General features: G+C 35.6%; 36 protein-coding genes. 3 read left to right on the top strand and 33 right to left on the bottom strand.

Translation table 11 applies throughout. The features are described 5' to 3' along the window. Positions 1 to 433: 433 nt before the first annotated feature. From D1094_RS17670 to D1094_RS17575, 20 genes are all read right to left on the bottom strand, one after another. Positions 434 to 841 (bottom strand): VOC family protein, encoded by a 408-nt coding sequence (locus D1094_RS17670; RefSeq protein WP_118961427.1) that lies wholly within the window; start codon positions 839 to 841, stop codon positions 434 to 436. A gap of 393 nt (positions 842 to 1234) precedes the next feature. Then, positions 1235 to 2005: a bifunctional 2-polyprenyl-6-hydroxyphenol methylase/3-demethylubiquinol 3-O-methyltransferase UbiG gene (locus D1094_RS17665; RefSeq protein WP_118961426.1), complete on the bottom strand. Its 771-nt coding sequence runs from the start codon at positions 2003 to 2005 to the stop codon at positions 1235 to 1237. 15 nt (positions 2006 to 2020) lie between these two features. Then, positions 2021 to 2392 carry a VOC family protein gene (locus D1094_RS17660; protein WP_118961425.1) on the bottom strand — a complete coding sequence of 124 codons (372 nt, stop codon included), beginning with the start codon at positions 2390 to 2392 and terminating at the stop codon, positions 2021 to 2023. 9 nt (positions 2393 to 2401) lie between these two features. Beyond that, a complete protein-coding gene (locus D1094_RS17655; protein ID WP_118961424.1) occupies positions 2402 to 2689 on the bottom strand; it encodes a putative quinol monooxygenase in 288 nt (95 codons plus the stop codon). A gap of 12 nt (positions 2690 to 2701) precedes the next feature. Further along, positions 2702 to 3394: a DUF2982 domain-containing protein gene (locus D1094_RS17650; protein ID WP_118961423.1), complete on the bottom strand. Its 693-nt coding sequence runs from the start codon at positions 3392 to 3394 to the stop codon at positions 2702 to 2704. A gap of 38 nt (positions 3395 to 3432) precedes the next feature. Continuing rightward, a complete protein-coding gene (locus D1094_RS17645) occupies positions 3433 to 3900 on the bottom strand; it encodes a nuclear transport factor 2 family protein (RefSeq protein WP_118961422.1) in 468 nt (155 codons plus the stop codon). 108 nt (positions 3901 to 4008) lie between these two features. Then, on the bottom strand, positions 4009 to 4629 hold the full coding sequence (locus D1094_RS17640) for a hypothetical protein (RefSeq protein WP_118961421.1): 621 nt from the start codon (positions 4627 to 4629) through the stop codon (positions 4009 to 4011). A 45-nt stretch (positions 4630 to 4674) separates the two neighbouring features. Next, positions 4675 to 5475 carry an SDR family oxidoreductase gene (locus D1094_RS17635; RefSeq protein WP_118961420.1) on the bottom strand — a complete coding sequence of 267 codons (801 nt, stop codon included), beginning with the start codon at positions 5473 to 5475 and terminating at the stop codon, positions 4675 to 4677. Between the two features lie 36 nt (positions 5476 to 5511). After that, positions 5512 to 5847, bottom strand: coding sequence for a PQQ-binding-like beta-propeller repeat protein (locus D1094_RS17630; protein ID WP_118961419.1), 336 nt, complete (start codon positions 5845 to 5847; stop codon positions 5512 to 5514). A 32-nt stretch (positions 5848 to 5879) separates the two neighbouring features. After that, a complete protein-coding gene (locus D1094_RS17625; protein ID WP_118961418.1) occupies positions 5880 to 6281 on the bottom strand; it encodes a VanZ family protein in 402 nt (133 codons plus the stop codon). A gap of 23 nt (positions 6282 to 6304) precedes the next feature. After that, entirely contained in the window at positions 6305 to 6589 is a 285-nt protein-coding gene (locus D1094_RS17620) for a VOC family protein (RefSeq protein WP_404851498.1), read from the bottom strand. 156 nt (positions 6590 to 6745) lie between these two features. Then, entirely contained in the window at positions 6746 to 7153 is a 408-nt protein-coding gene (locus D1094_RS17615) for a GNAT family N-acetyltransferase (RefSeq protein WP_118961417.1), read from the bottom strand. Between the two features lie 66 nt (positions 7154 to 7219). After that, the gene (locus D1094_RS17610; RefSeq protein WP_118961416.1) at positions 7220 to 7567 is read right to left on the bottom strand and encodes a Fis family transcriptional regulator; all 348 of its coding nucleotides are present in this window, start codon (positions 7565 to 7567) and stop codon (positions 7220 to 7222) included. A 26-nt stretch (positions 7568 to 7593) separates the two neighbouring features. After that, positions 7594 to 8040 carry a hypothetical protein gene (locus D1094_RS17605; RefSeq protein ID WP_118961415.1) on the bottom strand — a complete coding sequence of 149 codons (447 nt, stop codon included), beginning with the start codon at positions 8038 to 8040 and terminating at the stop codon, positions 7594 to 7596. A gap of 62 nt (positions 8041 to 8102) precedes the next feature. After that, entirely contained in the window at positions 8103 to 8561 is a 459-nt protein-coding gene (locus D1094_RS17600) for a GNAT family N-acetyltransferase (protein ID WP_118961414.1), read from the bottom strand. Positions 8562 to 8679: 118 nt separating this feature from the next. After that, complete coding sequence (locus D1094_RS17595; protein ID WP_118961413.1) at positions 8680 to 8979, bottom strand: hypothetical protein; 300 nt, start codon at positions 8977 to 8979, stop codon at positions 8680 to 8682. Between the two features lie 73 nt (positions 8980 to 9052). Then, on the bottom strand, positions 9053 to 10126 hold the full coding sequence (locus D1094_RS17590; protein WP_118961412.1) for an acyltransferase: 1074 nt from the start codon (positions 10124 to 10126) through the stop codon (positions 9053 to 9055). A 116-nt stretch (positions 10127 to 10242) separates the two neighbouring features. Then, a complete protein-coding gene (locus tag D1094_RS17585; protein ID WP_118961411.1) occupies positions 10243 to 11028 on the bottom strand; it encodes a PhzF family phenazine biosynthesis protein in 786 nt (261 codons plus the stop codon). Between the two features lie 148 nt (positions 11029 to 11176). Next, entirely contained in the window at positions 11177 to 11641 is a 465-nt protein-coding gene (locus D1094_RS17580; RefSeq protein WP_118961410.1) for a hypothetical protein, read from the bottom strand. Positions 11642 to 11779: 138 nt separating this feature from the next. After that, positions 11780 to 12172, bottom strand: a complete 393-nt coding sequence (locus D1094_RS17575) for a hypothetical protein (RefSeq protein ID WP_118961409.1) — start codon at positions 12170 to 12172, stop codon at positions 11780 to 11782. Positions 12173 to 12436: 264 nt separating this feature from the next. Here D1094_RS17575 and D1094_RS17570 point away from each other — a divergent pair, with 264 nt between their 5' ends. Continuing rightward, entirely contained in the window at positions 12437 to 12676 is a 240-nt protein-coding gene (locus tag D1094_RS17570; protein ID WP_118961408.1) for an RNA-binding protein, read from the top strand. A gap of 109 nt (positions 12677 to 12785) precedes the next feature. Here the strand turns inward: D1094_RS17570 and D1094_RS17565 are convergent, their stop codons facing one another. Continuing rightward, positions 12786 to 13325 carry a hypothetical protein gene (locus D1094_RS17565; RefSeq protein ID WP_118961407.1) on the bottom strand — a complete coding sequence of 180 codons (540 nt, stop codon included), beginning with the start codon at positions 13323 to 13325 and terminating at the stop codon, positions 12786 to 12788. A 410-nt stretch (positions 13326 to 13735) separates the two neighbouring features. Between D1094_RS17565 and D1094_RS17560 the strand changes: the two genes are divergently transcribed. Further along, positions 13736 to 13915 (top strand): DUF6435 family protein, encoded by a 180-nt coding sequence (locus D1094_RS17560; RefSeq protein ID WP_118961406.1) that lies wholly within the window; start codon positions 13736 to 13738, stop codon positions 13913 to 13915. Between the two features lie 89 nt (positions 13916 to 14004). On the opposite strand, the gene D1094_RS17555 is transcribed toward D1094_RS17560, so the two are convergent. The 5 genes from D1094_RS17555 to D1094_RS17535 form a co-directional block, all read right to left on the bottom strand. Beyond that, a complete protein-coding gene (locus D1094_RS17555; protein WP_118961405.1) occupies positions 14005 to 14823 on the bottom strand; it encodes an alpha/beta fold hydrolase in 819 nt (272 codons plus the stop codon). A gap of 125 nt (positions 14824 to 14948) precedes the next feature. Beyond that, entirely contained in the window at positions 14949 to 15167 is a 219-nt protein-coding gene (locus D1094_RS17550) for a hypothetical protein (RefSeq protein WP_118961404.1), read from the bottom strand. A gap of 176 nt (positions 15168 to 15343) precedes the next feature. Next, on the bottom strand, positions 15344 to 15535 hold the full coding sequence (locus D1094_RS17545) for a DUF3185 family protein (protein ID WP_118961403.1): 192 nt from the start codon (positions 15533 to 15535) through the stop codon (positions 15344 to 15346). Between the two features lie 167 nt (positions 15536 to 15702). Beyond that, positions 15703 to 16074, bottom strand: a complete 372-nt coding sequence (locus D1094_RS17540) for an STAS/SEC14 domain-containing protein (protein WP_118961433.1) — start codon at positions 16072 to 16074, stop codon at positions 15703 to 15705. A gap of 100 nt (positions 16075 to 16174) precedes the next feature. Next, the gene (locus D1094_RS17535) at positions 16175 to 16546 is read right to left on the bottom strand and encodes a hypothetical protein (RefSeq protein ID WP_118961402.1); all 372 of its coding nucleotides are present in this window, start codon (positions 16544 to 16546) and stop codon (positions 16175 to 16177) included. Between the two features lie 176 nt (positions 16547 to 16722). On the opposite strand from D1094_RS17535, the gene D1094_RS17530 reads away from it, so the two are divergent. Further along, complete coding sequence (locus D1094_RS17530; protein ID WP_118961401.1) at positions 16723 to 17784, top strand: IS110 family transposase; 1062 nt, start codon at positions 16723 to 16725, stop codon at positions 17782 to 17784. A gap of 491 nt (positions 17785 to 18275) precedes the next feature. On the opposite strand, the gene D1094_RS17525 is transcribed toward D1094_RS17530, so the two are convergent. The 7 genes from D1094_RS17525 to D1094_RS17495 form a co-directional block, all read right to left on the bottom strand. After that, complete coding sequence (locus D1094_RS17525; RefSeq protein ID WP_147361100.1) at positions 18276 to 18674, bottom strand: hypothetical protein; 399 nt, start codon at positions 18672 to 18674, stop codon at positions 18276 to 18278. Positions 18675 to 18844: 170 nt separating this feature from the next. Further along, complete coding sequence (locus tag D1094_RS17520) at positions 18845 to 19099, bottom strand: hypothetical protein (protein WP_118961399.1); 255 nt, start codon at positions 19097 to 19099, stop codon at positions 18845 to 18847. A gap of 833 nt (positions 19100 to 19932) precedes the next feature. Further along, on the bottom strand, positions 19933 to 20910 hold the full coding sequence (locus tag D1094_RS17515) for an FRG domain-containing protein (RefSeq protein ID WP_118961398.1): 978 nt from the start codon (positions 20908 to 20910) through the stop codon (positions 19933 to 19935). Positions 20911 to 21043: 133 nt separating this feature from the next. Further along, entirely contained in the window at positions 21044 to 21265 is a 222-nt protein-coding gene (locus D1094_RS17510; RefSeq protein WP_118961397.1) for a hypothetical protein, read from the bottom strand. Between the two features lie 1533 nt (positions 21266 to 22798). Then, the gene (locus tag D1094_RS18695) at positions 22799 to 22969 is read right to left on the bottom strand and encodes a hypothetical protein (RefSeq protein ID WP_182440238.1); all 171 of its coding nucleotides are present in this window, start codon (positions 22967 to 22969) and stop codon (positions 22799 to 22801) included. A 179-nt stretch (positions 22970 to 23148) separates the two neighbouring features. Then, on the bottom strand, positions 23149 to 23370 hold the full coding sequence (locus D1094_RS17500) for a hypothetical protein (RefSeq protein WP_118961395.1): 222 nt from the start codon (positions 23368 to 23370) through the stop codon (positions 23149 to 23151). A 474-nt stretch (positions 23371 to 23844) separates the two neighbouring features. Continuing rightward, positions 23845 to 24246: a hypothetical protein gene (locus D1094_RS17495; protein ID WP_118961432.1), complete on the bottom strand. Its 402-nt coding sequence runs from the start codon at positions 24244 to 24246 to the stop codon at positions 23845 to 23847. Positions 24247 to 24339 lie beyond the last annotated feature (93 nt).

Here is a 24339-nt window from a genome sequence, read left to right as displayed (position 1 = left end):
CTTAATTTACGTTTTTACTCTAACTCTTTAAGCTTCAGTTTCATTCAACCTGTCTGAGTTTTACATAACGAGTGGTAAGTACTACTTCGAGACGTTGTTGTTATATTGCGATAAGTTAATTTCTACTATCAAATCGAGGTAATGAGTTATGTTTGATAGCTCATCACGCTATTTTGGTGGTGAAAATTTTTGATAACATAACACCCACACAAAAATATGACAACGCTGTCAAAGAATTTATTTAAACCTAAACTCTACAAAGTAAAACGATAGTAATGGCTCGATGACTGCTGTTTTATCACTGTTTCACATGGTGTGGCTATTAATTATTAAGAAAATATTGTCACTTAGTATTCATAAAAAGCATACTAAAGCTAACCACTATCTTATTGATGGGCAAGGTTTTTGTACTTTTATCTAAAAAGGTAGAGGGTTACGTGGCTTGAATTCTTAACTCCACCGTATTACCTTGAGGATCGTTAATATAAATAGACTGACCAAAACCTTGCGCGCCATAACGCTCTTGAAATTTGCCAGTATCAATATTTTGTAGTAATAAATATTTGCTGACCTCATCAATAGATTTGTCATTTAACTGCAAACAGAAATGATCAACATTATTATCTAGCGCAGTCGGTGCTTTACCGCCAGCGCGTCCTAATTCCCCTTGTATATCGACAAGGTCAATTAGTGCGTTACCAGCTCGTAGTTGCGTTAAACCTAAAGCTTTTTCTGTTGTTCTTTCTACCTCACACCCTAAAACATGACAATAAAAATTCAGCATATCTTCAAGGCAATTAGTTCTCAGCACTATATGATCAATACCTGAAATAGATATCATAATTCTCTTCCTTTAATTAATTATCATTACAGTAATCGATATTATTCACCGCAAGGCTCTGTTGCTTCATGAATTTCACTTAAACCATGGAGCAGTTCAGGTATAACTTTTGCTAATTGAATAAGGCTGAAAACAAGCACACCATGATGTGCTGCTAAGCTAAATTCACCTAGCTTATCCCAAGTTTCCCAACCCGCTGTTAATAATAAAATCAGCCCACTAAATAAGTTTAAATATGGGCTGTGGACAACTTTTTTTTAACATAAAATACTCTTTTGCATATTTACATGAGCGCATGGACGTATGGTTTATACTACTTCGTATAAAGAAGTGACCATTTTCTTATACTAAATTGTATTACATTAAGGTAAACAATAACCAAAATAGCTTACCTTAAGCTTTTACCCCTTTAATCGAAAATAACAATGGCACTTGTTGACCATTTATTACTAACTGAAAACCTTTACCTTTAACCTCTTCTAATCCTTCAAAGCAGTTATATGGGCTATAAACAAATTCATTAAAACTTTGTATCCTAATACCGTGTTTAATTAATGCATTGATAACTTCACTAATAGAATGGGGCCATGTGATCACTGTCGATTTTTCATCCCCAGCATTTTCTGTATATGTCGCTTCTTTTTCAATATCTGGCTCTATCGACGGAAAGTAAGCATAACCACAAAGTACATCATTAAACGGATGAAATTCAACAAGATTAAACTGCCCACCTTTCACTAATGCATCTGATACGGTTTTAGCCCATGTATCCAAATCTGCCAGCCAACATAAAACACCATACGAGGTAAAAACAATGTCATACTTTTCTTGGTTATTTTTCCCAAAATTTAAAACATCATCGCAGATAAAATTAGCTGATAGCTTTAATTGTTCGGCTAATGATTTTGCTTTGTTTATTGCTTCAGACGATAAATCAACACCAGTGACGTCTGCGCCTAATTTTGCCCAAGACAAGGTGTCTTGACCAAAGTGACACTGCAAATGTAATAAGCGCATACCTTTTACATCACCAACTTCAGTTAATTCAACTTCGTTTAATGAAGAAGCGCCAGCCAAAAACTTTTCAACATCATAAAACTTAGAATCGATATGAATCTTAGTACGTTTATTCCAAGTGTCTTTATTAATGGCTAAATAATCCATGAATATCTCGCTATTTTATTGGGGGGTTACTTCGGCCATGATGCCAACTAAATTATTATCAGGGTCTCGAAGGAAGCCTAACCATAGATCATGATCGGGCATTTTAGCCGCACATTGAGGCTCTCGTTCAAAAACAACCCCTTTTGCTTTCAAATCTAAAGTAGTTTGTTCTATATCGTCTACTTGATAATAAATCACTGAAGTGTGATGATCACTTGCTTCACCTTGCTGTGTGGTCAACATAAGGCGTATATCGCCACATTTTACAAAAGCAAGATTGGGAGAAGCTTCAAATAAAAAGGTTAACGAGAGTACCTCACAATAAAAATGTACAGCTCTAGGTACGTCATTAACCGCGATAGCTACCTGCCCTATTTTATCAATCATATTTTATCCTTAAATATTTTCTGAAAGCATCACTTGATAATGTCTACTCACATTCACAGTAACGTTTCCCCATTCGGATTGCTTAACTCTTTCTTGATGCTTTTCAAAAACCTGCTTATCAATAAACTCTTCAAAAACATTAAACCTTTGTTGGTTTTTACTATCTTGAGTAACTGAAAATGTCAGACACCCTATCTCTTCAAGGGTTAATTTTTTATGTAACACTAGGGCGGAAATAACCGGTTCTAACTCGTTTTTAGGCACGATAATGTAGCCTGTTAAGGTCACTTTAGTCATATATTACTTCTGTTAAACTTGAGAGTATTCATCATAATTTTTCGCATAGCGTCGACATTGAGTTAATAGTTGTTGGAACTCATCTAATTCTCTATCCATTGAAGAATGAGGTATGAATAAATGAAAGCCAAGTGCAGAGTCCAGTGCTTTACTGTGATGAATAAAGGCCGCTAATGGCCCTTTTAATATTTGCCCATTGGCAAGTTTACATGGTTCAAAAGACATAACACCTTGCTCTATCGACATTAACTGACACTTAATTGCAAAAGCAATTAACGGCTTTTGTTCATGGATAAGCCTATTCGCTAGCCGTGGAGATATTTGTTTAGCTATTGCATTAAGATCAGTTAATTTAATACCAATATAGGGCAATTCAACTTGAGAAAGACCATAAGTCTCCCGAACTAAACCCAGCCTTTTTATTTGCGACCAAGGTAACTGCCATTGCCCATATCGATGATGATAAATTATATTATTTGGCGTAATGGTCAAACTAAATCTCGGCTCAGATAATTTAGCAATACCAGTAATAACAACCACCATTGAAGCCAAGTAGACGAACATCAAGACTAAGCGTAACTCATTCCACCAATAGCTACTGATAATACTATTTAGCAGTAATAACAATATACCAAGCGCAACAAGAAATCTCGCATGCTTATTGGTATGTGCTTTCACTTGAATAATGGGTAACACTTGACTCATTTAATCTATATTTTCAAAAGTAACTATTAAGTGCTGCGCTATTCATGATATTTGCGAATAACAGCAACTTTTCCATCTTCTATTTCCAATACTTCCATCATAACTTGGCTATAAGCAATTGCTTGATTGCTTTTAGGGTGAATACCTTTGACATTATTTTTATAGCGAATCGCAATAGCAGATTGATTAAAAGTAAACACGTCGAGCAACTCTGCTTGATAGTGGCTATGAGCGCCTAAATAAAAGGTCATACCCTCACGCATTGCAGCTTTACCGTCAGGTAACCTAGAGTCATCAACCACCCAAGGTAAATGAGAGTGCCCGACATTATCTTTAAGTAAAGACAAATAGGCTTCTAACTCTTTGGTAGTCGCATCAGGTGCTTGCGTAGCAATCATTTTATTAAAATAGATTTGTGCAAATTTGTTTAAATCTACTGGTGCTTCTTTCGCGGTGCTTACAGAAAAAACACACCAACTCACCAAGACTAATAACCTCTTTTTCATTATTAATTCCTAATAATAAACAATATTTTTCATAGACTTAAACTTAGCACACCTAAAATCGATGCTAAAGAACATATTAACAATATAAACAAAACTATTTAAACAACCTTACTCATTCGCGATAGGCGTTACGGTGTTAACACGCGTAAAAAAAATACTGCCATCTTTTAATTGATATCCTTCAAAAATAACATCGTTGTTAGTAACTTCAAAATCAAAATAAAACTCGTGTACAGCAACATGGGCTTCGCTTTCATCAAGAGTCAGTACTCTTTTTACCGAGTTATATTGGCCGACAAATTGTTGAGTTTCACTGCCTGCACTTAACCTAGACAACACTTCTTCATAATAAGAAGCATGGTTTAATAACATCGTCATACTGCAGCTGCTTAGCGACAACTCCCCTGTTTTGTTGGTAAAAACCACATACTTATCGTTTTTCAATGTCGTTGAACAAGTACAGCACACTGGCTTATGCGCTGAGCTTAAATGTGTAATCAGTTCCGGTTGGCCTTTAAAACGTGAGATAACATTAAAATCACCACGAACTTTACCTTCTCGATAATTTTTTGTGTCACCTTTCTCTATCGTTGTTAATTTTGTCACATCAGCAATAAAAACATGCTCAGCTCGTTGCCATTTTGCTAACAATCCATGAAATTGACATGAGCAAGCAAGAACCTCAAAAGACAGTAATAACGTTAATACGCTAAATAATATTTTTTTCATCAAGCCATTTCACCTTAATGTTTATTACAATGTCATCTTAAAATGCTATTTACGATTGGGTGAAGCAGCACTTCCCGCCAAAATACCACCATCAATCGTCAGCTCAATACCCGTCACATATTTAGCTTCATCAGAAGCTAAATAAAGTGCAGCATAGGCAACATCTATTGCTTCACCCATAGTGCCTAAGGGAATATCAGCAGCAATGTCTTTTATCGCTTGCACTTTTTCTTCACCCTCTCCTAACATAGCATCCCATAAAGGCGTTAAAATAGCCCCTGGGTGAATAGAATTACAACGGATGGGATAACCCTGCTCAGCACAATATAGTGCCACTGTTTTAGAATGATTTCTGATACTTGCCTTACTCGAAGCGTAAGCAGCAGCACCTGGAATTCCAACGATACCTGAACGAGAAGACAAATTAACAATACTGGCGGCTTTTGATGATTTCATTAACTTGATTGCCGACTTACAACCTAAGGCAATTCCATCGGCATTGACTTGATGAACCTTTTTCCAGCTTTCATAATCTAAATGTTCAGGATCATGTGGACCAGATGTTTCTAAAAATCCGGTTATGCCCGCATTATTAATTAAAATATCAAGTCGCCCATATTTTTGCTCAATATAACGCTCTACGTATTGCCAGTCAGATTCACTGGAAACATCTAGATGAATATAATCATGCTCGCCAGATAAGCCATTTGTTACTTTCAAACCGAGTGCGTCATCGATATCCGACAATATAACGATTGCCCCTTCCTCACAAAGTAAAGCAGCAATGGCCTCGCCTATTCCTCGTGCAGCCCCGGTAACCAACGCTATTTTATTTGCTACTCTCATTCTAATATCCTTTTTTGCTAACACGCTATCAACAGGTTAACTACTTGATACTGCGGTTGTCGTTACAACCGTTGATGCCGCAACCGCTTGCTGCGCAGCCACTTGATTAGAGATAAGCGCTGAATTTTGCTGTTCACTAGCAATAATACACGTACCATAACCAAAGCCTTTTAATGGGTTTTCCCAAACAATGTCACCCGTATCTACCGTCAGACAAAACAAATGCCCGCCTGAATAAGCAAAAACATTATCAGCTTCGTAATAAACATTAGTAATGCTTGAGCTTTTAAGCTTGGTTTTCCATAACTGCTCTCCTGTTTTCTTACTTAAACAAACCACGTGATTGTTAATACCTAAAAATAACTTATCCATAATACACTCCATAATTTTCCCTTTGCCCGTATTTATCTGCTCGCTTTTTGTTGCAAATAAAACGTAATATAACTAAATACGATAATCCCAAAAATATCGGCAAAAAAATCACTAAAGTCAGCAGTTCTACTTGCAATAAAAAATTGACTAAACTCCTCAAGCGTAACAAAGATAAACACTAAAAGAGAGCCAAGATAAAACTTAACTGTTAAACAAGTTATTAATGTAAAGTTCAGTGCCAAGTTCGACAACAGCGTTAATACCCCAAACAAACAAAAATGCCCTAATTTATCACCATAAGGAATGCTAGCAACCAGTTGAAAAAAGACACTTTCTTTCCCTGTATTTGCTTGATAAATAACCCAGAGTATAAAACTAAAAAAACAAAGCGCACTGATTGAATACAGTCGCTTTGGTGCTCGAAATACCGTCATAAACACCACCAAAAATTAATCTGCTATACATGCTGGTCAATTAAAATAGCATTGCCATCAGGATCTTTAATAGAAAAGCTTGCTGGTCCATTGTCACCTGTAACACACTCTTGCACTGTTTCGATCCCTTTTGCTTTAAAATCTGCTAATAAATTCCTAACATCAGTAAAGTTATCAAGTGAATTACTTTGCTGATCCCAACCGGGGTTAAAGATCATGATATTATCTTCAAACATTCCTTGAAATAAACCAATAGTATGTTCACCACAGCGCATAATTAACCAATGCTGTGATTGCTCACCACCAATAACCTCAAACCCTATTTTTTGATAAAAACCTTTGACGCTTCTATATCCTTTACCGCTAAACTGACTGAAAATGCACCTAACTCCATCATTGAGTCCTCAATTAAATTTAATCAAACAAAATCACATAATCCTAAAGCTACCACTTTAGCTCACTGGTTATGCCGTATTAATACAACGCATTAATTTAATGCCATTGATATCATCAGAAAATCCAAACTGCTGATAAAATGTCTCCATTTCAGGAAAGCAATATAGTTCAAAATGCTTTATTTCACGTAACTGTTGGTGATTTTTCATCAAAGTAATAAGTTGTTGTCCTAACCCTTGGCTACGTGAGCTTTCACTAACAATGACATCAAAAATAATGGCCTTAAATATAAAATCACTCAATACCCGTGCAAAGCCAACTAATTTAGCGTTGTCATCAAGTATACCAATGCATACTTGCGAGCCACGAATACAACGTTTTGTATCTTCAAGTGTACGATCTTTTCCCCACCACACTTCTTGGTAAAGCTGATGCACTTGCTGAATATGATCATCAGAAAAAGTATAAATAATCATTTTATAGGTTGCTCTCCTTTAACGTTAAATGTTAACTAACCTGCACTTAACTCTAGAACCTAAACTTTAAACTTGGCTTAATCTTTTAGCCCAACTGCCATTATGCTGCATAGTGCAAGCTTCTTCGCTGTCAAAGGAAACATGTTTGTTAATGTTGTTTAGTTTGATATCCATATCGTTAAGTTCAGCTTGTATCAATGAAACTAACGGTTGTTTTTGCCTCGAGGCTAAAAAACTTTCTAGGTGTTCTTTGGTATCAAATACGCAAATAACCTGTAAACTTTGTGGAAAGTGAGAATAATTCACTAAATGAGTTAACCATTTAAAGCCCGTTACTTGTTTTAAGGCTGTTTCACATACATTTGTGAGTACTCGACAGATCTCGTTATCAATTTTTTTATCTGATTTACGCATAATGATTTGCTCATTCCATACAATATTTATTTGGCATTTTTTTCACTTAATGTTGCCCAACTTTGAAAAGTTCCGACGCTATACATTAATCCGATGAATAAACAAATCCCAGAGCTCACCAGCCAAAAGGTTAAACTGTTTTCTGGAAACATCGGCATAATAGCGACAAAAGCAACACCTCGAACGAGATAAATAAGAGAAATAACCACTAAACCAAGTTTTAGTAATGGCAACCGAGGAATAACTTTAGCGCCCGACAATGCAAAGAGAGACCATGTAAATAACACTAAAACGAGCACTGACGTAACTACCGTAGGATACCATTCTCCTCGTTCAGCCATTATAGCCATTTGCTCACCTGCACCAAAAAATCGATACCAATCACCACCAAAAAAGATACAACCTAAATGTGCTAAAGCCGCTAGCATCGAGCAAATAGCAGCAACAATTAACCATGTGTTTCTCGGTTTCATTAAATTTCCTTAACTTTCGAAGCTTTCTTAAATTAAATAGCAATACAATGATTACCTGTGAATTAATCAATCGTTTTAGTCATAAACAGGCTATAAGGATCCTCTTGATAATCAGCAAAAGGTTCACATGATCTAAAGCCAAACTGCTGATACAGCTTTTGCGCTGGCACAAAGGCATCCATAGTCCCCGTTTCCAAACTCAGCTTTTTATATGACCGTCCTTTAGCTTGGTCAATAATATGTGCCAACATTTTACTGGCAATACCTTCGCGTAAAAAATCACTCGATGTACGCATTGACTTTATTTCGCCATGCTGGCTTTCAAGTTCTTTTAATGCGCCAACTCCTGCTAAACGCTGATCAACCCATAAACTCCAGAAAGTGATATCTGTCTGCTTAAGAGCACTTAAATCGAGAGCATGAACACTCTCAGGGGGAGAAAAAGACAACATGTCTTGGTGATGTTCTTGTAACAGCGCTATCACAGCGGCATGCTCTAACTGACCTACTTTAAATTCCATTTTAAATATATTCCTTTAAACTTTTTAAATTAACATCCAATAATTCAACAACAACTAAACAATAACATTTCCTTTTATGTTATTTATCTAAAGTACCTGTTTTGATTAAAAGTGCCCTTCACTTTATTACAGCGACAAAATGTCCAAAATAAAGTTTTTCATCAACGAACGACATCAATGCTTTTGCGCTAGGTAATGTTGACCATTTTTCAGCAGACAACTTAGCCGCTTTTTCGCTTACCCAAGTAAGATACCAGCATATTTCTTCTAAGTTATCTGTATTTTGTAAAATTTCATATGACGTTATCACACATTCTGCAGCATTCATCTCGTCAATAATCGCTTGACTCAATGTTAAAACACGAGAAAAGTTTTCTTTCGTCACTTTGTAAATAACAACCTCTGTACAACTAGCCATAATATTCCTAATAACACATTAAAAGTACCTAACCTCTCTTGAATGCCGTAGTTAATTCAAAGTAAGTTTACTCTCACTTTTTATCAATAGACAACGGCTTTTCAACGATAACAAATAAGCAAAATGAGGCAGTTAAAGTAACCACAAAAAATGGGGGTAATAACCACAAATAGAGAAAGTTATTATCATGAGTTGTTGGTATTATGAATGGCAAAATAAGAAATAAAAATTTTAGCGTTAACCCATGAATTAAATAATATGAGTAACTCATATTGCCTAGCCACCTTAACGGTGAAAAAGTTAACCACCTAGACGAAAAAGAATTCAGTGAAAAAGCATTAAGGCAAAAAATAGCAAACAAAATATAGACACACATTAAGGAAAAATAGTAATTAATATCGATAAATGATCTAACACCAAAAAAAACGAGTGCCAATATAAAGCTTAATGTACCAAAACATTTCAACTCAATATTTTGAACTTTTTGCATTTCAAACAATAAGATACCAGCAATAAACATCAGTAATCTTACGGGCCCCCCAAAGAGGTAAGCTAAAATAAAGCCTACAACAGATAGCATAACCCACAACCAAACCCTATAGTTACTAGGCCACTTTTTTAAAGAAAATAAAAAAATAACAATAGGGATAATTACATAATAAAACACTTCATAACTTAGCGACCAAGCAACGGTTATTATTGGGTTAATATCAAACAAGCCAGGAAGCAACAATACGTTTTGCAATAAATATAATATTAATGAGGACGTTTCATCGGGCAGCTTACTTTCACTAGGAAAAAACAGAGATAAAAAGAGATAAATAATAAACACAACAATAAAAGTAGGATAAATTCGAATTATTCTGCGCTGTGCATATTTTGCAACGTCAAAGGTTTTCTTATTAATGATTGTTCCATAAATTAAATAACCACTTAAGATGAAAAACAAATCAACGCCTAAGTGTCCAAAACCATGGATAAAATTAGTAAGGCTAATTGCTGAACCAGCCAACCATGGTTGAATTAACGTAGAGTAATGTACAAGAAATACGAGAAATACAGCAACTCCCCTTAGCCCTTCCATCGCTTTTAATGAGGCATGACTACCGTGTGATATTTCTAATTGATTAATGACCCAATGTTTCATATTCCTTTTACCTAAAAAATCCCTAACAAGTCCTAACAAGTCCTAACAAAAATAAAAAGCGCTAAATTTTTCTCGATTACCATAATTTTTAGCAATTCTACGTAAAATACCTCTGGCTATAAATTAAGGGTAATGATTCCTGACATGTAATCAACCACATCCCCCGAAAGAATCACTCTACTTCCATTCACCTCACAATGCACCAAGCCCGTTCTTTGAGATAACTGTTTACCCACAAGTTTATTTCGATTCAATTTTTCAGACCAGTAAGGTGCTAATTCACAGTGAGCCGAACCAGTAACAGGATCTTCGTTCACTTTGAGTTTTGGAAAGAAACAGCGGCTAACAAAATCAACATCTTTACTTGGAGCTGTAACAACAACGCCTCTTAAGTCTAAGTTTTCTAGCATAGCAAAGTCAGGAGAAAGCATGTTAATTTGAGCTTCATTTTCAAGTACTACAATATAATCAAAAGCAGCAAATGTTTTAACGGGCTTAACGCCTAAAGCCTTCGTTAACATTGCAGGTGGTTTAACAGGCTCAGCTATACTTGCGGGAAAGCTCATACTGTATCCGTACTCTGACTTTTCAACCGTTAATGTGCCACTTTTTGTCTCAAATAATATCGCTGATTTATCATAGCCAAGGTGTTGAAATAACACATGGGCTGCAGCCAAAGTAGCATGCCCACAAAGATCAACCTCAGCTTCAGGTGTAAACCAACGTAAAGTAAAGCTATCACCTTTCGTAACAAAAAATGCAGTTTCTGACAGGTTGTTTTCTGCTGCTATTTTTTGAAGAAGTTCATCACTAACCCATTCTTTTAATGGGCATACGGCAGCAGGATTTCCCTCAAACGTATTATTTGCAAAGGCATCTACTTGATAAATATCTATTTCCATTTTTTAAAGCTTCTCGGTTTAATACTTAACTAACTTTAGCTCGGGAGCTATTTATTATCGCCAGTTAAAGTTAGTTAAACGGTTACATCAAAAGTAAATTCTCTGCTGATTGTACGCATAGACTTGTATTGAGCTACTCGTTTATCATTCACTCCACTTTATTTTCCACACTGACACTCAATTTTTGATATATCCCTAAAGCGACAATTGAAAAAGAAGAGACAAAAATTAAAATTGCTGGATACAGTAAAAGTTGAAGGTCTTTAGTGCCAGCCTTAAAGATATAAACAAGGGCTTCAATGCTAACAGCAATAGAAATGATAACCATTATTTTAGTAATAGTTTTACGCGCCTCTTCTGGGTCGCGAAGCTCTTTATCATGGAATACTTCTTCTTCGATCATGTATTGAGCCACATCGATAATCGCTGCCGCAATAATTATTGCTCCTACTGATTGAAGAATTAACGGAATGAACTCTTCTTTATTATCTGAAAATAAGTTTATTAAAATTTCATAAACTGACCACCCCATAGTTAAAAGTGCAATAAGTATCAGAATTAAGGCTGCTAAAAAGTGAATTCCCGTGAGTAATACGTTACAAATTTTTTCCATTATATCCTCTTTATTTTGAATAAATCACAGTCCATGCATTGGTAATTAAATAACCAAAAAATAGTTATAAGATAAAAATATCGTTTAATACAATGCGTACCAAACTATTTACCAATTTAACCACTTTATAGTGACAAGCTAATCCTTATTAAGGTTTACAACCATAGCTTTACCATCAAACCCGTGTTTACTACATTTTGCGCGTACTATAACCTTGTTGGTTTCTTTTGGTATTTCAATATCGCATAGACTGCGGGTAAATGGTTGTTCATTTACATGGGGGTGATGGAGTTTACGATACCCAAGTGACATACCTGAAAAGTCGATAACTTCCCAGCCATCGGCATAATGTTCCCACCCTTCATCATTGTGCCTTATAGAGGTAGCAAAACACCAATGACCATTTGCTTTCTGAGTAGCCATAACATCAACCACTTGAGCAAACTCAAGCGAGTTAGAGTAGGTACTTACATCAAATTTTGTTGCAGATGCCGAGCAGGTAAACAGTAATAAAAAAGGTAATATTTTCATCTAAACTCCATTTCACTATTAGCCTCTATGAGAAGCGATAAAATTGATTAAAATAAATCAGCGATTAAAAAAATTTACATTATGACTTTTCTGTTAAGTCAATAAAGTGCGCTATGCATAGAAAACTACGCTTACTATTTTAAACTATTGTTGTGCTTTTTAAGCTACCAACTCAAGTTATTCTTATTCATTGGCAGAAAACTACTTGTCTATCGTAAATATATGAGATAATTAAAGCCAAAATAACATACCACAAGGTTCATTATGAAACTTTTAGTTCGTAACCTTTCACGCTCAACAACAGAACAAGAAATTCGCATCCTTTTTTCAAATCATGGTTCTGTCACTGAATGCAACTTGGTTTTAGATCAAGAAACGGGCAAGTCTAAAGGCTTTGCTTTTGTTGAAATGCCAAATGAAAACGAAGCAAAATTGGCATTGTCTAATTTACACGAGACAAGAGTTGCTAAAAATAGAATTAGAGTAAAAATAGCGCAAAGTTAATACTTTTTACTTTGTGTAAATTTACATTTTACTAGTGAAACATAATAGTTGGTTATATCGCAATACGATAACCAACTATTTTTGCTTATTTAATATACTTAACAAGCACCTAGTTTATGATTTGCATGAAGTAATTATCAAGAGATACGGAAGAGTGTCTGGTTTCAGAAGTTTCTCCAAGATTTGCCCCTGAACTTTGTCCAAAATATAATTTTTCACTATTTAAATATATTAACGTGTAATTGACAGAGTTAGCACGATTATCTGAATGATAAATGAACGCTTCATCAAGCGCATAAGCCTCAACACTTTCTTCACTCATCACCTTACCTTTAATAGTAAATGTTGAAACATCTAGGGTATCAAACTCCATAAAATCACATGAGGTATCTGTAGCCCGATAATACTCTGTACGATAAGTCGCTTTAAGTGAAGAATCAATTCCTAACTTTACTTTAACGTTCCATATGTCAGTTGACTCTTCTTCTGAATACAACGTAGCGAGAGAGCACTCTTTAATCCAAGATGTGTTAGATAACTCTGCGACAAGGTTTGTTTTTATCGTTTCAGGTGCTTCACCATCTTGAGAGCCTCCGCAAGAAAATAAGCCAAATGGCGAAAGAGCTAAAACAATCCAAATTTTTTTCATTCACTTTCCTTGTTCTAATAGAGAAATATCACTTAAAACCATAAGCACTTAACTAAAGATAAAAATATAACGCGACTATCAACCCAGCTTAATATACTTGTATTTAGCTCTGCAGAAGAAACCTAAGTGGGCCTATAACTTGTCACATAACATGTAAAGTATAAGCATTGTCGCTACCTATTATATAGAAAACACAACAGGGATAAACAATAACGCCTCGGTAATTTAAGTTAATTAATTCCTGCGGCCTTTTACTTGATTCAGGGTGGCCTTCTAGCCAAAGTAATTTTGCTGACTCATTTCTTCTTTTGGGTGACTTATTATGTTTTTCGTAAACGGAGTAAGTTATTTAAAACCGAAACGCATTACAAAACGTATAAACTAAGATATTAAATTAAAGGTAAATGAATATGTTTTCAATATTTAAGAAAGACCCCGTTAAAAAGTTGGACAAACTTTATGAAAGTAAACTTGAAGAAGCTATGCATGCCCAGCGTAAAGGCGATATAAAATCTTACGCAATGATAACCGCTGAAGCTGAAAAAATAAAAGCACAAATATTAGAGCTAAAACCTTCAACAAAAGCATAATGCCTCATTCAGGGAATACTTATAGTTGGCTAAAGTGTTGAACGGACACTTAAAACAGCCAACTGTAAACTTTCGGTTTAATTACCTTATTAGCTTTCGCTTGCTCTATTTATTAGCTCTTTTAATTCAGTAATAACTAATTCCGGTTCATCGTCTTGAACAAAGTGCCCACTTTTATTAGCCATAACAGCTTTTCCCTTTGGAAATTTAAGAACCCACTCTGATTGAATCACTCCCCATAATTCACGAGCTTTATCTGTATCAAAAAGGCGTTCTGGATTCTCAATTTTTTTCACACCAGCAATCAATGTTATTGGAATATTTTTTATATCACCATAACCTAAGGAAGGCTTTTTATCCCAGATATCATTTATCAGGCACCAGTTATTCTCTTTTCCCATGTTAATATCATCTTTTTTCATCTTATCATTAGCCTTTTTCCCACCCGAAGGATCTAGCTTCTCGATAATTTCAACATCTCTTGGATTGATAGGATCTACAAACAACATTGCCGTAACCCTATCTTGATTTCTAACTGCGAACTCTCTCGCTATTTTCCCACCGTACGAGTGAGAAACATAAATGATGGGCTTATTTATTTTAAGCAAGTGAATTAATTCTTCAGCATCCCTAACATAATCACTTGATGATAAATCACCAATACAAGAAGAAGATTTCCCTTCACCTCTTCTTGAATATCTTATTGCAGTGGTATTGTCTGGCAGTTGCTCCCAAATAGCATCCCAGCCAGACATTCCAGATATAGCACCCGCTTCAAAAAGTATTATGTTGTCCCCATTACCTTTAATTTCGTATTCTAATTCAGCTTGATTGACCAATAGTGATTTTGCAGAAGCGAGGGTACAAAAAATAGAAAGGCTAATAGATAATAAAATTTTTGAAAACATGCACTCATCCTTGAAAGAAAGCTAACGCCATAATAAGCGTTTAAGTATAATTAGCTAAAATTTGTAGCAAAGCTGAACCGAACTAAGCTTTAGCGCTCTAGCTTGAACAGCTTGTAATAACCTTGCTAGATTAATCTCTTAGGCTCTTTAGCAAACCACATTATAAAACTACAACTCTTACAAGATAATAATGATGCACTGTCATTTGCCCAATCTAAATTAAGAAAAGTCATGCCTGCAGTGTTTAATTGAGCACTTCCTAATTCGAAGTGACTATGCCCACAATGAATGCATTTAGCTTTTACACCGTCAATTTGATATTCATCAGAATTTACAGCGTTCATCGCGCCTTTAAGACCTTTACCAGTTTAGAAATGAATGACAAGTGAAACCTCCATGTACAAATAACGCCCTAATAACAGGCAAAAAATAGTTTGCTAAAATGATGATGAACGAAAACCACAAGCTTTTCGTCCCGCTTGAACAGCTTTTGATGTGTTTAACCACAACAAATCAACTTTTATTTTAATCTTGTAATGCCAATTAAAACTGCGATTACACCACCCCCCATTCCAGCCCAAGCTTCAATTGGAGTATCACCGTTTATTGCACGAGTAACTTGTGAGCTAGCAGAATCATAAATGTTGTAACCCCAAATAGCTAAAACAACACCAGCAATGATTAGTACAATTCCAATAATTTTATTATTCATTTTTACTCCAGGATTTATGTAATTTAGTAGATTAACGAGCTTATAAATATAAAAACACTGACAACTAACGCCCTGTTAATGGGCAAATTATTGTTGGCTAAAATAAGCGACGCAGGAGCAAAAGCCAACTGTAATTTGTCCTGTTGAACAGCTTGTTATGCGATTTATTAATCGTCGCCATTTAATATCCAATTTTTACAAGACTCTAATTCATTGAACGCAAAGGATTTTAGTTCTGCATTTACAAAATGATTTGCGATATTTTCTGCAAATGACCCTATAGTAGAGTCCGTTGCAAAAGCAATACGAGAAACTTTCTTGTGATGATTTTTTACAAATTTTAAATGTGCTATCAACGATGAAAAAGATTCCCACCCTGGGAAAGATTGCACATGTATTATGATGCCTTTTAATTCACCATATTCTTCAATATAAGGATCAATTATTGTTGACGCAGAGGTGAAGTCTTCTTTCGATAATTCTCCATTTGGTTCAAGAGTTGCGATTCCTTTAACTTTATCTAATCTAACTTCTAACATTTCAATATCTCCAAAGGTTGCTGATTTTCGCATAACGCCTAAATAACAGGCTAAGTAATGGTTGGCTAAAATGTGAAACGAAGTGGAACGCAGCCAACTGTTACGTGTCCTTGTTTATTTTCTTATATGGCAGTTTACCGCATAAAAATGATGCGAGTATTTGTAATGATACAAGTCCTGCAATACCAACTGGATAAATAATAAACCAACCCATAAATAGTTCGCGTTTAACAATAACTAGAGATGATAAAACGTCAAAAACTACTAAACCTAATATTGAAAAAGCTAACCAAGTTTGTAACTTACTCAATTTAAACCAACGATATTCTACTGCCACAGTAGCTAATACAAAAGCAATGAAGAAGCTAAATATGTTGATGGCATGAACCTTAATAGGAGCACCACTCATGTAAATAGAGCAAAACGATAATAAAGAAAAGATCGTAATGCTGATAAATATGCTTGATTTCATAATGCCATATAACGCCCTAATAATGGGCAAAAAATTGTTTGCTAAAATGTTGAGGAACGAAAACAGCAAACTGTTTTTTGTCCTTATTTATTAGCTTGATACTAATTGAGCCTTCTCCCCAAAGTTTAGCGTTTAGCTAAACTTTAAGGCGACTAATCCAAAAAGGAGAAAGCTCTATGAAATTCTATACTACTTTTCACCAATATTATTGTGGAATCGACTTACATGCACGACTTTTATACGTTTGTATCCTAAATGAACGTGGAGAAAAGGTGCTGCATCAAAAAATAAATGCCGACCCTAAGCAATTGCACCGGCTGCTTAAACCTTACATAGGCCAAATTGTTGTGGGCGTTGAATGTATGCATTGCTGGTATTGGGTCAGTGATTTTTGTCGTGACATCAAGGTGGAGTTTATTTTAGGTCATGCGCTGTATATGAAAGCCATTCATGGCGGTAAAGCCATTCATGGCGGTAAAGCCAAAAACGATAAAATAGACTCATACAAAATAGCCAGCCTAATGCGCGGGGGCAACTTCCCCCTCGCATATAACTACCCCAAAGAATACCGTGCTACGCGTGATTTTCTGCGAAGACGTACACACTTTATGCGACATGGCGCTAGCTTAAAAGCCCATGTCGTTAATACTGACAGTCAATATAACTTACCTGCCCAATCACTTAACTTGAAAAATGTTAGTGCGCGAGAAAGCTTACGTCATCACTATGACGACCCTGTTATTCAACGCATGATAACCTTCGAAATGAATATTCTTGATTGTTACATCAGAGAATTAAAGCATGTTGAATCATTCATTGAAAAAGAAGCGCGTGGTGATTTCCCTGTACTCAGCAATATTATTCGTACTTTCCCTGGTATAGGGCAAATCATTGGCTTAACTATTCTTTATGAAATTGGTGATATTGGCCGCTTTACCTCTGTACAAAAGTTTGCTTCTTATTCGCGATTAGTGAAATGCAAAGCGGAGTCTGCTGGAAAAGTTTACGGCACCAGTGGCAATAAAATTGGTAATGGTTATTTAAAATGGGCCTTTGGTGAAGCCGCGGTACTTTACTTACGCAACAATGACAAAGCAAAACGGTATTTAGCCAAACTACAAAAACGCATGAACAAAGCCAAAGCGCTATCAGCCTTAGCTCATAAGATAGGTCGCTGTGTTTATTTCATGTTAAGAGATAAAAAGGTATTTGATAAAGACAAGTTTTTAAAAGGTTAAGTCGCACAATGGCGTGAGCTGTACATCTAACTGGATAATTAAGAGCATCAAGCAAATCATCACATCATTGTGAACAAAAGAGATGATTCATATGCCAAGTCATTTAAGCCACTCTGCTTGATTAGACACGCCATTGGTGCGCATTAACCTCAACTTAAACAATGAGTCAACTCGTTTACACCTTAGCTGAGCCTGGAACTAACTGAACTTTGTTAAAAAACATTGAGTCATCTTGCTTGAATAGCGCCAGATTAGGGTTAACCGATAAATGTCTAGTGCCCCTGTTTGCTTTATGGAGAGACATAACAGGCAGTGATGAGATCACATTAAGAGAGCCTCAATATGTGTTTGCTGTAAACGTTTGTTTAATAGCTAACCGACATAGCGAAGTAGATGATGCGACTGATTGTAAAACAACTAGCTGCCTAACGGCAGCTAAAAGAATACACTCGGCTATTGACAGGAGTAAGGCTCATATGTGTTAGGTAAATTTAATCCTGAAAACCTGTAACTATGCCATTTTCCGTATAAATATACATGAATTCGCTTGGAATAGAACCTGCTGACTGGCTAATGTATTTATAACCTGTAGTCACAACATATTGTTTTGATACTCCATTAGCTAAAGTAGTTTTATTTATTTTATGCTTCTTAAATTTCATTATTGAAGCCAAGCACTTTTCACTAGTACCAACCTTAATTATTGGTAATAATTTGGGCTCTAGTGCGCTGTGCGCAAAAGCCTCATAATTTAAGTTAACTTTACAAGTAGCCTCTACATTATCCACGTTTTTTTGGTATTCTTTTTCTGGGCCTGCCATCATTGATTGGGCCATTGATGTACAGCCAGAAAGTAATATTGATGTGAATATGATTAATCCTGTTTTCAAGTTTTTATCTCCATAAATTATAAGTTTAAAAGTGTGAATCTGAATACGATACTAGTGATTTACCTAACGCCTAATTAACAGGCAAAAAATAGTTGGCTAAAATAGTGAACGTAGTGAACAAAAGCCAACTGTTTTTTGTCCTTGTTTAATTTCTTGTTATGTTTCAATATTTAAGACTTTTTATGGTATACGAGATATGACTCGCCGTCTTGAACACCGACGTAATTGCCATTACTCCCTCTATTGCCACCTTTTCCATGACCAATTCCACCCTTTACTTTTTCGAGTGTAACATCGTTGAAGTAGCATAAATTAAAACTGGTAGAGAACTCTCCAACCCCAGAATAAACCTCTTTCATTGGTTTAAGTTCACCTCGATTTTCAGTAAGTTTATAAACTCTGAGTTGCCTAGATTTCTTCGCCATACTCTAAACCTCGGTGAAACATAACGCCACAATAAGCGGCTTGTAATTGTTGGCTAAAATACGTGAGGCACGAACGGGAGCCAACTGTTACAAGTCCGTTTGATTGCCTTGTTAGTTGCTGCTCGTTAAAAACACAGCACTTACAATAAGTTATCACGCTTACGGGCTAGACGGAAGAATCAAAGAACTCCCACCGCAACTTTGCCGCCACACGTGAACTTTGAGCCGTTTACGCCTTTGTTAATTGTTTTTACCTTTTAGAACTAAGGCGAAAACTGTGTAGCCAAAAGCACGAAACGACTTAATAAAACTAAAATTTGAAACATCAAAGGAAGGAAACAAACACCAATCCTTTGATGTGAAATACCGCACGTTTAATAAATAAATTTATTCGAACAAGTTGCGGCAACTAACGCCACAATAAGCGGCTTGTAATTGTTGGCTAAAATGTGAAGCGAAGCGGAACCGAGCCAACTGTTACGAGTCCGTTTGATTGCCTTGTTAGTTGCTGCGCGTTAAAAACACCACACTTACAATAAGTTATCATGTTTACGGGTTAGACGAAAGAAGCAAAGAACTACCAACGCAACTTAGCCACAAAACGTAAACTGTCTAGCCAAAAGCACGAAACGACTTAATAAAACTAAAAATTGAAACAACAAAGGAAGGAAACAAACACCAATCCTTTGATGTGAAATGCCGCACGTTTAATAAATAAATTTATTCGAACAAGTTGCGGCAACTAACGCCTCACTAAGAGGCAAATAATAGTTGGTTAAAATAAGCGACGAAGGAGCAAAAACCAACTGTTATTTGTCCTTTTGAGTGACTTGTTATGAGCCAAGTGGTGACGTAAATATGTCTTTTATTTCTTTTGCTTGATATTCCATTTCTGGAAATAATGTTGCTTCGCGAATTCCTGCATACTCAAGCTCTTTTAAGATATTAATTTTATCTTTTGCTGATATTTTAATTTTGATTAAAGAGTCACCCGAATATGGATGCTTTTCCATTTCACTTACCGGAATGAACTCTTGCCCGTCAATATACATGCCACCGTGAAAAGTAAAATATCCATGTTGCTGCTTAATTCTTGGATTCAGATGTGGTGCTTTAAAAGGGACTATATTTGAAAATGCTCTTTTACAATCTTGATATATGTGAGAAATATCATCACCTTTTTCATTTATGGTATTTGTAAGATCTTGCTTTATCTCTAGGCTAATAAACTCTTCTTTACTACCTGTAGACAAACCTGAAAATTTAGAACCAATAAATATGTGCTTTTTAATCTCCCTAAAACTAATACTATTTAATAAAGTATCATCGTTAAACATATCTTCCATTTTATAGATTAAGCGATTAAAAAAGTCATTTCGGCTTTTCTCTTGAACTTGCATTTCAAGAAGCTCATTAAAATGAAAATCTCTTTCCATGTAAGTTGGGTTGAGCACAAATAGCGCCCCATCATTTTCTAAGTCTTCTGAGCAACAAAAATATAAACTAACGAGTAAGTTTGTTGACCAGTCCAGTAATCTTGTTGGAAGACCATAATGCTGCATCAATGTTAACCACTCAAAAGTCGTTTTATGGTTAAATGATTGATCGGGGTATCTTCGCTTGAACTCTTCAAACATTTTGTTTTCATGTAAAATAGTATTGAATTCGCTTCCTTGTCTAAAAATGCTTGGAAGAAGTTTAAAGCTATAATTTGAGTGACCTCTAAACCACGCTCCATTAAAATCGCTAGCATTTTCTCTCAATAGCTCTGTGATTGAACTAATTGTCCCTTGAACGTTAAACTCTTTCATTAAATTAGACTCATAACTTTGATTGGCTCATAACGCCCTGTTAACAGGCAAAAAATATGTTGGCTAAAATAAGCGACGAAGGAGCAAAAGCCAACTGTTTTTTGTCCTTGTTTAACAGCTTGTTATGTGTAATTTACACTTTAATTGATTTGATTTCTTTAACAGTATTCACCGACATTCTACCCCATAAGAGAATACCTATTACCCCCAAGCTCAGTAAAGAATAATATTTAATACCGCTTAGCCCATCAGCATACATAAAGATAATAAAGCTATATCCAAGTATGAAAATAGCAAATAATGGAATAGTAACTATTGCCGCAATAATTTTAAATTGACGCGATTGACGATTCATCGAAGATACACTCCTTTACACATAACGCCCCAATAAGGGGCTAAAAATTGTTTGCTAAAATGTGTAGCGTAGCGAAACCGAGCAAACTGTTTTTAGTCCTGCTTAATTGGCTTGTTATATGTACGTCACTCATTTTATTGGGTTTTTATTTAATCGTAGTTTTGTTTTAACTACAAGAATTAATGTAGGAAGTTGTAATACCAAAAATGAAAACCCTAAGCCTTTGACTGAAAATTCAGCTGCCTCAGTAAAAATCAGAACCATTGATAAAACAAGCCAAATTATAAAGAAAAATAAGCCATAACGGATCAATGATTTGAATACTATTTGATTATCTGGCGGCATACTTTCCTGTACATATAACGCCGCTGTTAACCGGCAAATAAATAGTTGGTTAAAATTGTGAGGCACGAACAAAAACCAACTGTTTTTTGTCCGAGTTGAACGCCTTGTTAGACGGTAACTCCACCAAACTTTTCCAGATAATCAACCACTTAAGCGCGCGACTAACCGAAATTGATCTGAACATACTCCCAAAGCGCTGTCCTTTAAGTGAGAGTCGCTCCGCCTTAGCAAAGACACGCTAGGCTCACGTTCTCTCACTTAAAGGACAATGAAAGAAGTATAGCGCGTGTCAACTTTTCGGTTAGATTTTCTCATCATAGCAGCGCGCGTTAATATACTGATTATTTATACAGTGCATTAAATCATCTAACCGATAAACACATACAACAGATCGTTACCGATCTAACGCCCAAATAAGGGGCTGATAAATAGTTTGCTAAAATGTGAAGCGGAGCGAAACCGAGCAAACTGTTAGCAGTCCCGCTTTATTTTCTTGTTAGGTGAACAAGCCACCATGCTATTTAATATACCTATTAAAACAATGCCTTAAATAGAAATAACATGCACTAAAAACAACTAAACTGATAATTAAAAGTAACTTCCCGTAATTTTGAATTATGTGATCTAAGTTGAACGTAAAAACTATATATAAAACTAGCGCGTGAAATAATATGGTAATAGCTAAAGTCCAAAGCATTGCAATTAGATCAATAGAAGATTGATTACAGTTTTTGCCGAATAACCTACAAGTTAAATCAAACGCTTTTTTCAAAGTTCACCTAACGCTTTGCTAAGCGGCTAAGGACACGTTTGCTATACTGCGCGGAGCGCGAGCAAACTGTACGTGTCCGTTTGAGCAACTTGTTATATGCAGCAGCGCTTGAACCAGACACTGCACGAATTTAAGTCACTCGTAATATTAAAACCTGACCGTGAACTTTTACGCTACTCACTACTGCCAGAACAAAATTAATAGCGTTGCCACCTTTGAAAAAGGTAATAAAGGCAACGCTTATTAGTGCTAATACCAAACCATGTTTAGCGTAAAACACTGGTTAAGAATATTTTGCCCTAATAAAAATTACTAAGAGCATATAACGCCCAAATAAGGGGCTGATTAATAGTTTGCTAAAATGTGAAGCGGAGCGGAACCGAGCAAACTGTTAGCAGTCCCGCTTGATTTTCTTGTTATGTGTTTGGCTTATCCCAGATATTTTTACCTGTTTTCAATTTATATATGAGGTGAATGCCTGAAAGTGACATGACTAGACCACAGAAAGCCCAAATATAGTCACCACTTTGAATCCCCATAACCAGACTAAATATACCAATAATAAAAATAAACAACTGACCAAACATATTAAATTTCCTTATTTAAACAACGTAGTTTTGTTACGCGAAATACTTGTATATGCACACAAACTATAGAAACACATAACGCCCTGTTAACAGGCAAAAAATATGTTGGCTAAAATAAGCGACGAAGGAGCAAAAGCCAACTGTTTTTTGTCCTTGTTTAACAGCTTGTTATGTGTAATTTACACTTTAATTGATTTGATTTCTTTAACAGTATTCACCGACATTCTACCCCATAAGAGAATACCTATTACCCCCAAGCTCAGTAAAGAATAATATTTAATACCGCTTAGCCCATCAGCATACATAAAGATAATAAAGCTATATCCAAGCATGAAAATAGCAAATAATGGAATAGTAACTATTGCCGCAATAATTTTAAATTGACGCGATTGACGATTCATCGAAGATACACTCCTTTACACATAACGCCCACGTTAAGGGGCTAAAAATTTGTTTGCTAAAATGTGTAGCGAAGCGAAACCGAGCAAACTGTTTTTAGTCCCGCTTGAACTGCTTGTTAGTTGCTTGATATTTAAAGCAATAAGTTAACAACACACTACCATGTTTCTATACTTTACGGAAGAATCAAAAAACTTCCCGCACTACACACCAAAGCCCGAACTTTGAGCCTTAAAACGAAAGCTAGTTTTAACAAATAAACGTGAAAGGCGAAAACTTGATTGGGCAAAAAGGAAGAGTGATATTTACGGCACTTCCATTGCCAAACCAAAGATTGAACCAGACACGAAACTACGTGTTAAGCATTAAACCAGCAAAATAAATAATACCGATTTAGTGCGGGCAACTAACGCCCCACTAAGGGGCTAAAAATTGTTGGTTATAATAACGAGCGAAGCGAGAGAAACCAACTGTTTTTAGTCCCGCTTGAGTGGCTTGTTATGTATCTGTTTCGATTGAACTTTTGTTTTTTTTCTTTGTTCCATTTGTGCCACTTTATCATTTAGCTCATTAAGAGATTTTTGAATATCCATTAATACTGGATTAGATTTAGAGTGATTTCTAATTTCTTCTTCACGAAACCCAAGCCTTGAATCTAAATAACCGAGAAGCAAAGAAGCTACAACAAAGATAACTAAAATAATTGGGACTGCAATCATTGGGCTATTAAATACAAATTCAGTTACGGGGTTATCACCTAGAGATTTTATGAAAACGAAAATTATAAGCAAAAACTGTACATAGCCAATATACATTTTTGAACGATCTATATAGACCTTCCATCGAATTAAAGACTTTTTGTTAAATCGAGAACTCAAGACATCTCCTAGATACATAACGCCTCATTAAGAGGCAAAAAATAGTTGGTTAAAATAAGCGAGGCACGAGCAAAAACCAACTGTTTTTTGTCC

Origin of the sequence: Colwellia sp. RSH04 (assembly GCF_003545765.1) — a bacterium.
GTDB lineage: Bacteria > Pseudomonadota > Gammaproteobacteria > Enterobacterales > Alteromonadaceae > Colwellia.
Note: the sequence above shows the minus strand (reverse complement) of the source record. Positions and strands in the feature narration are given on the sequence as shown.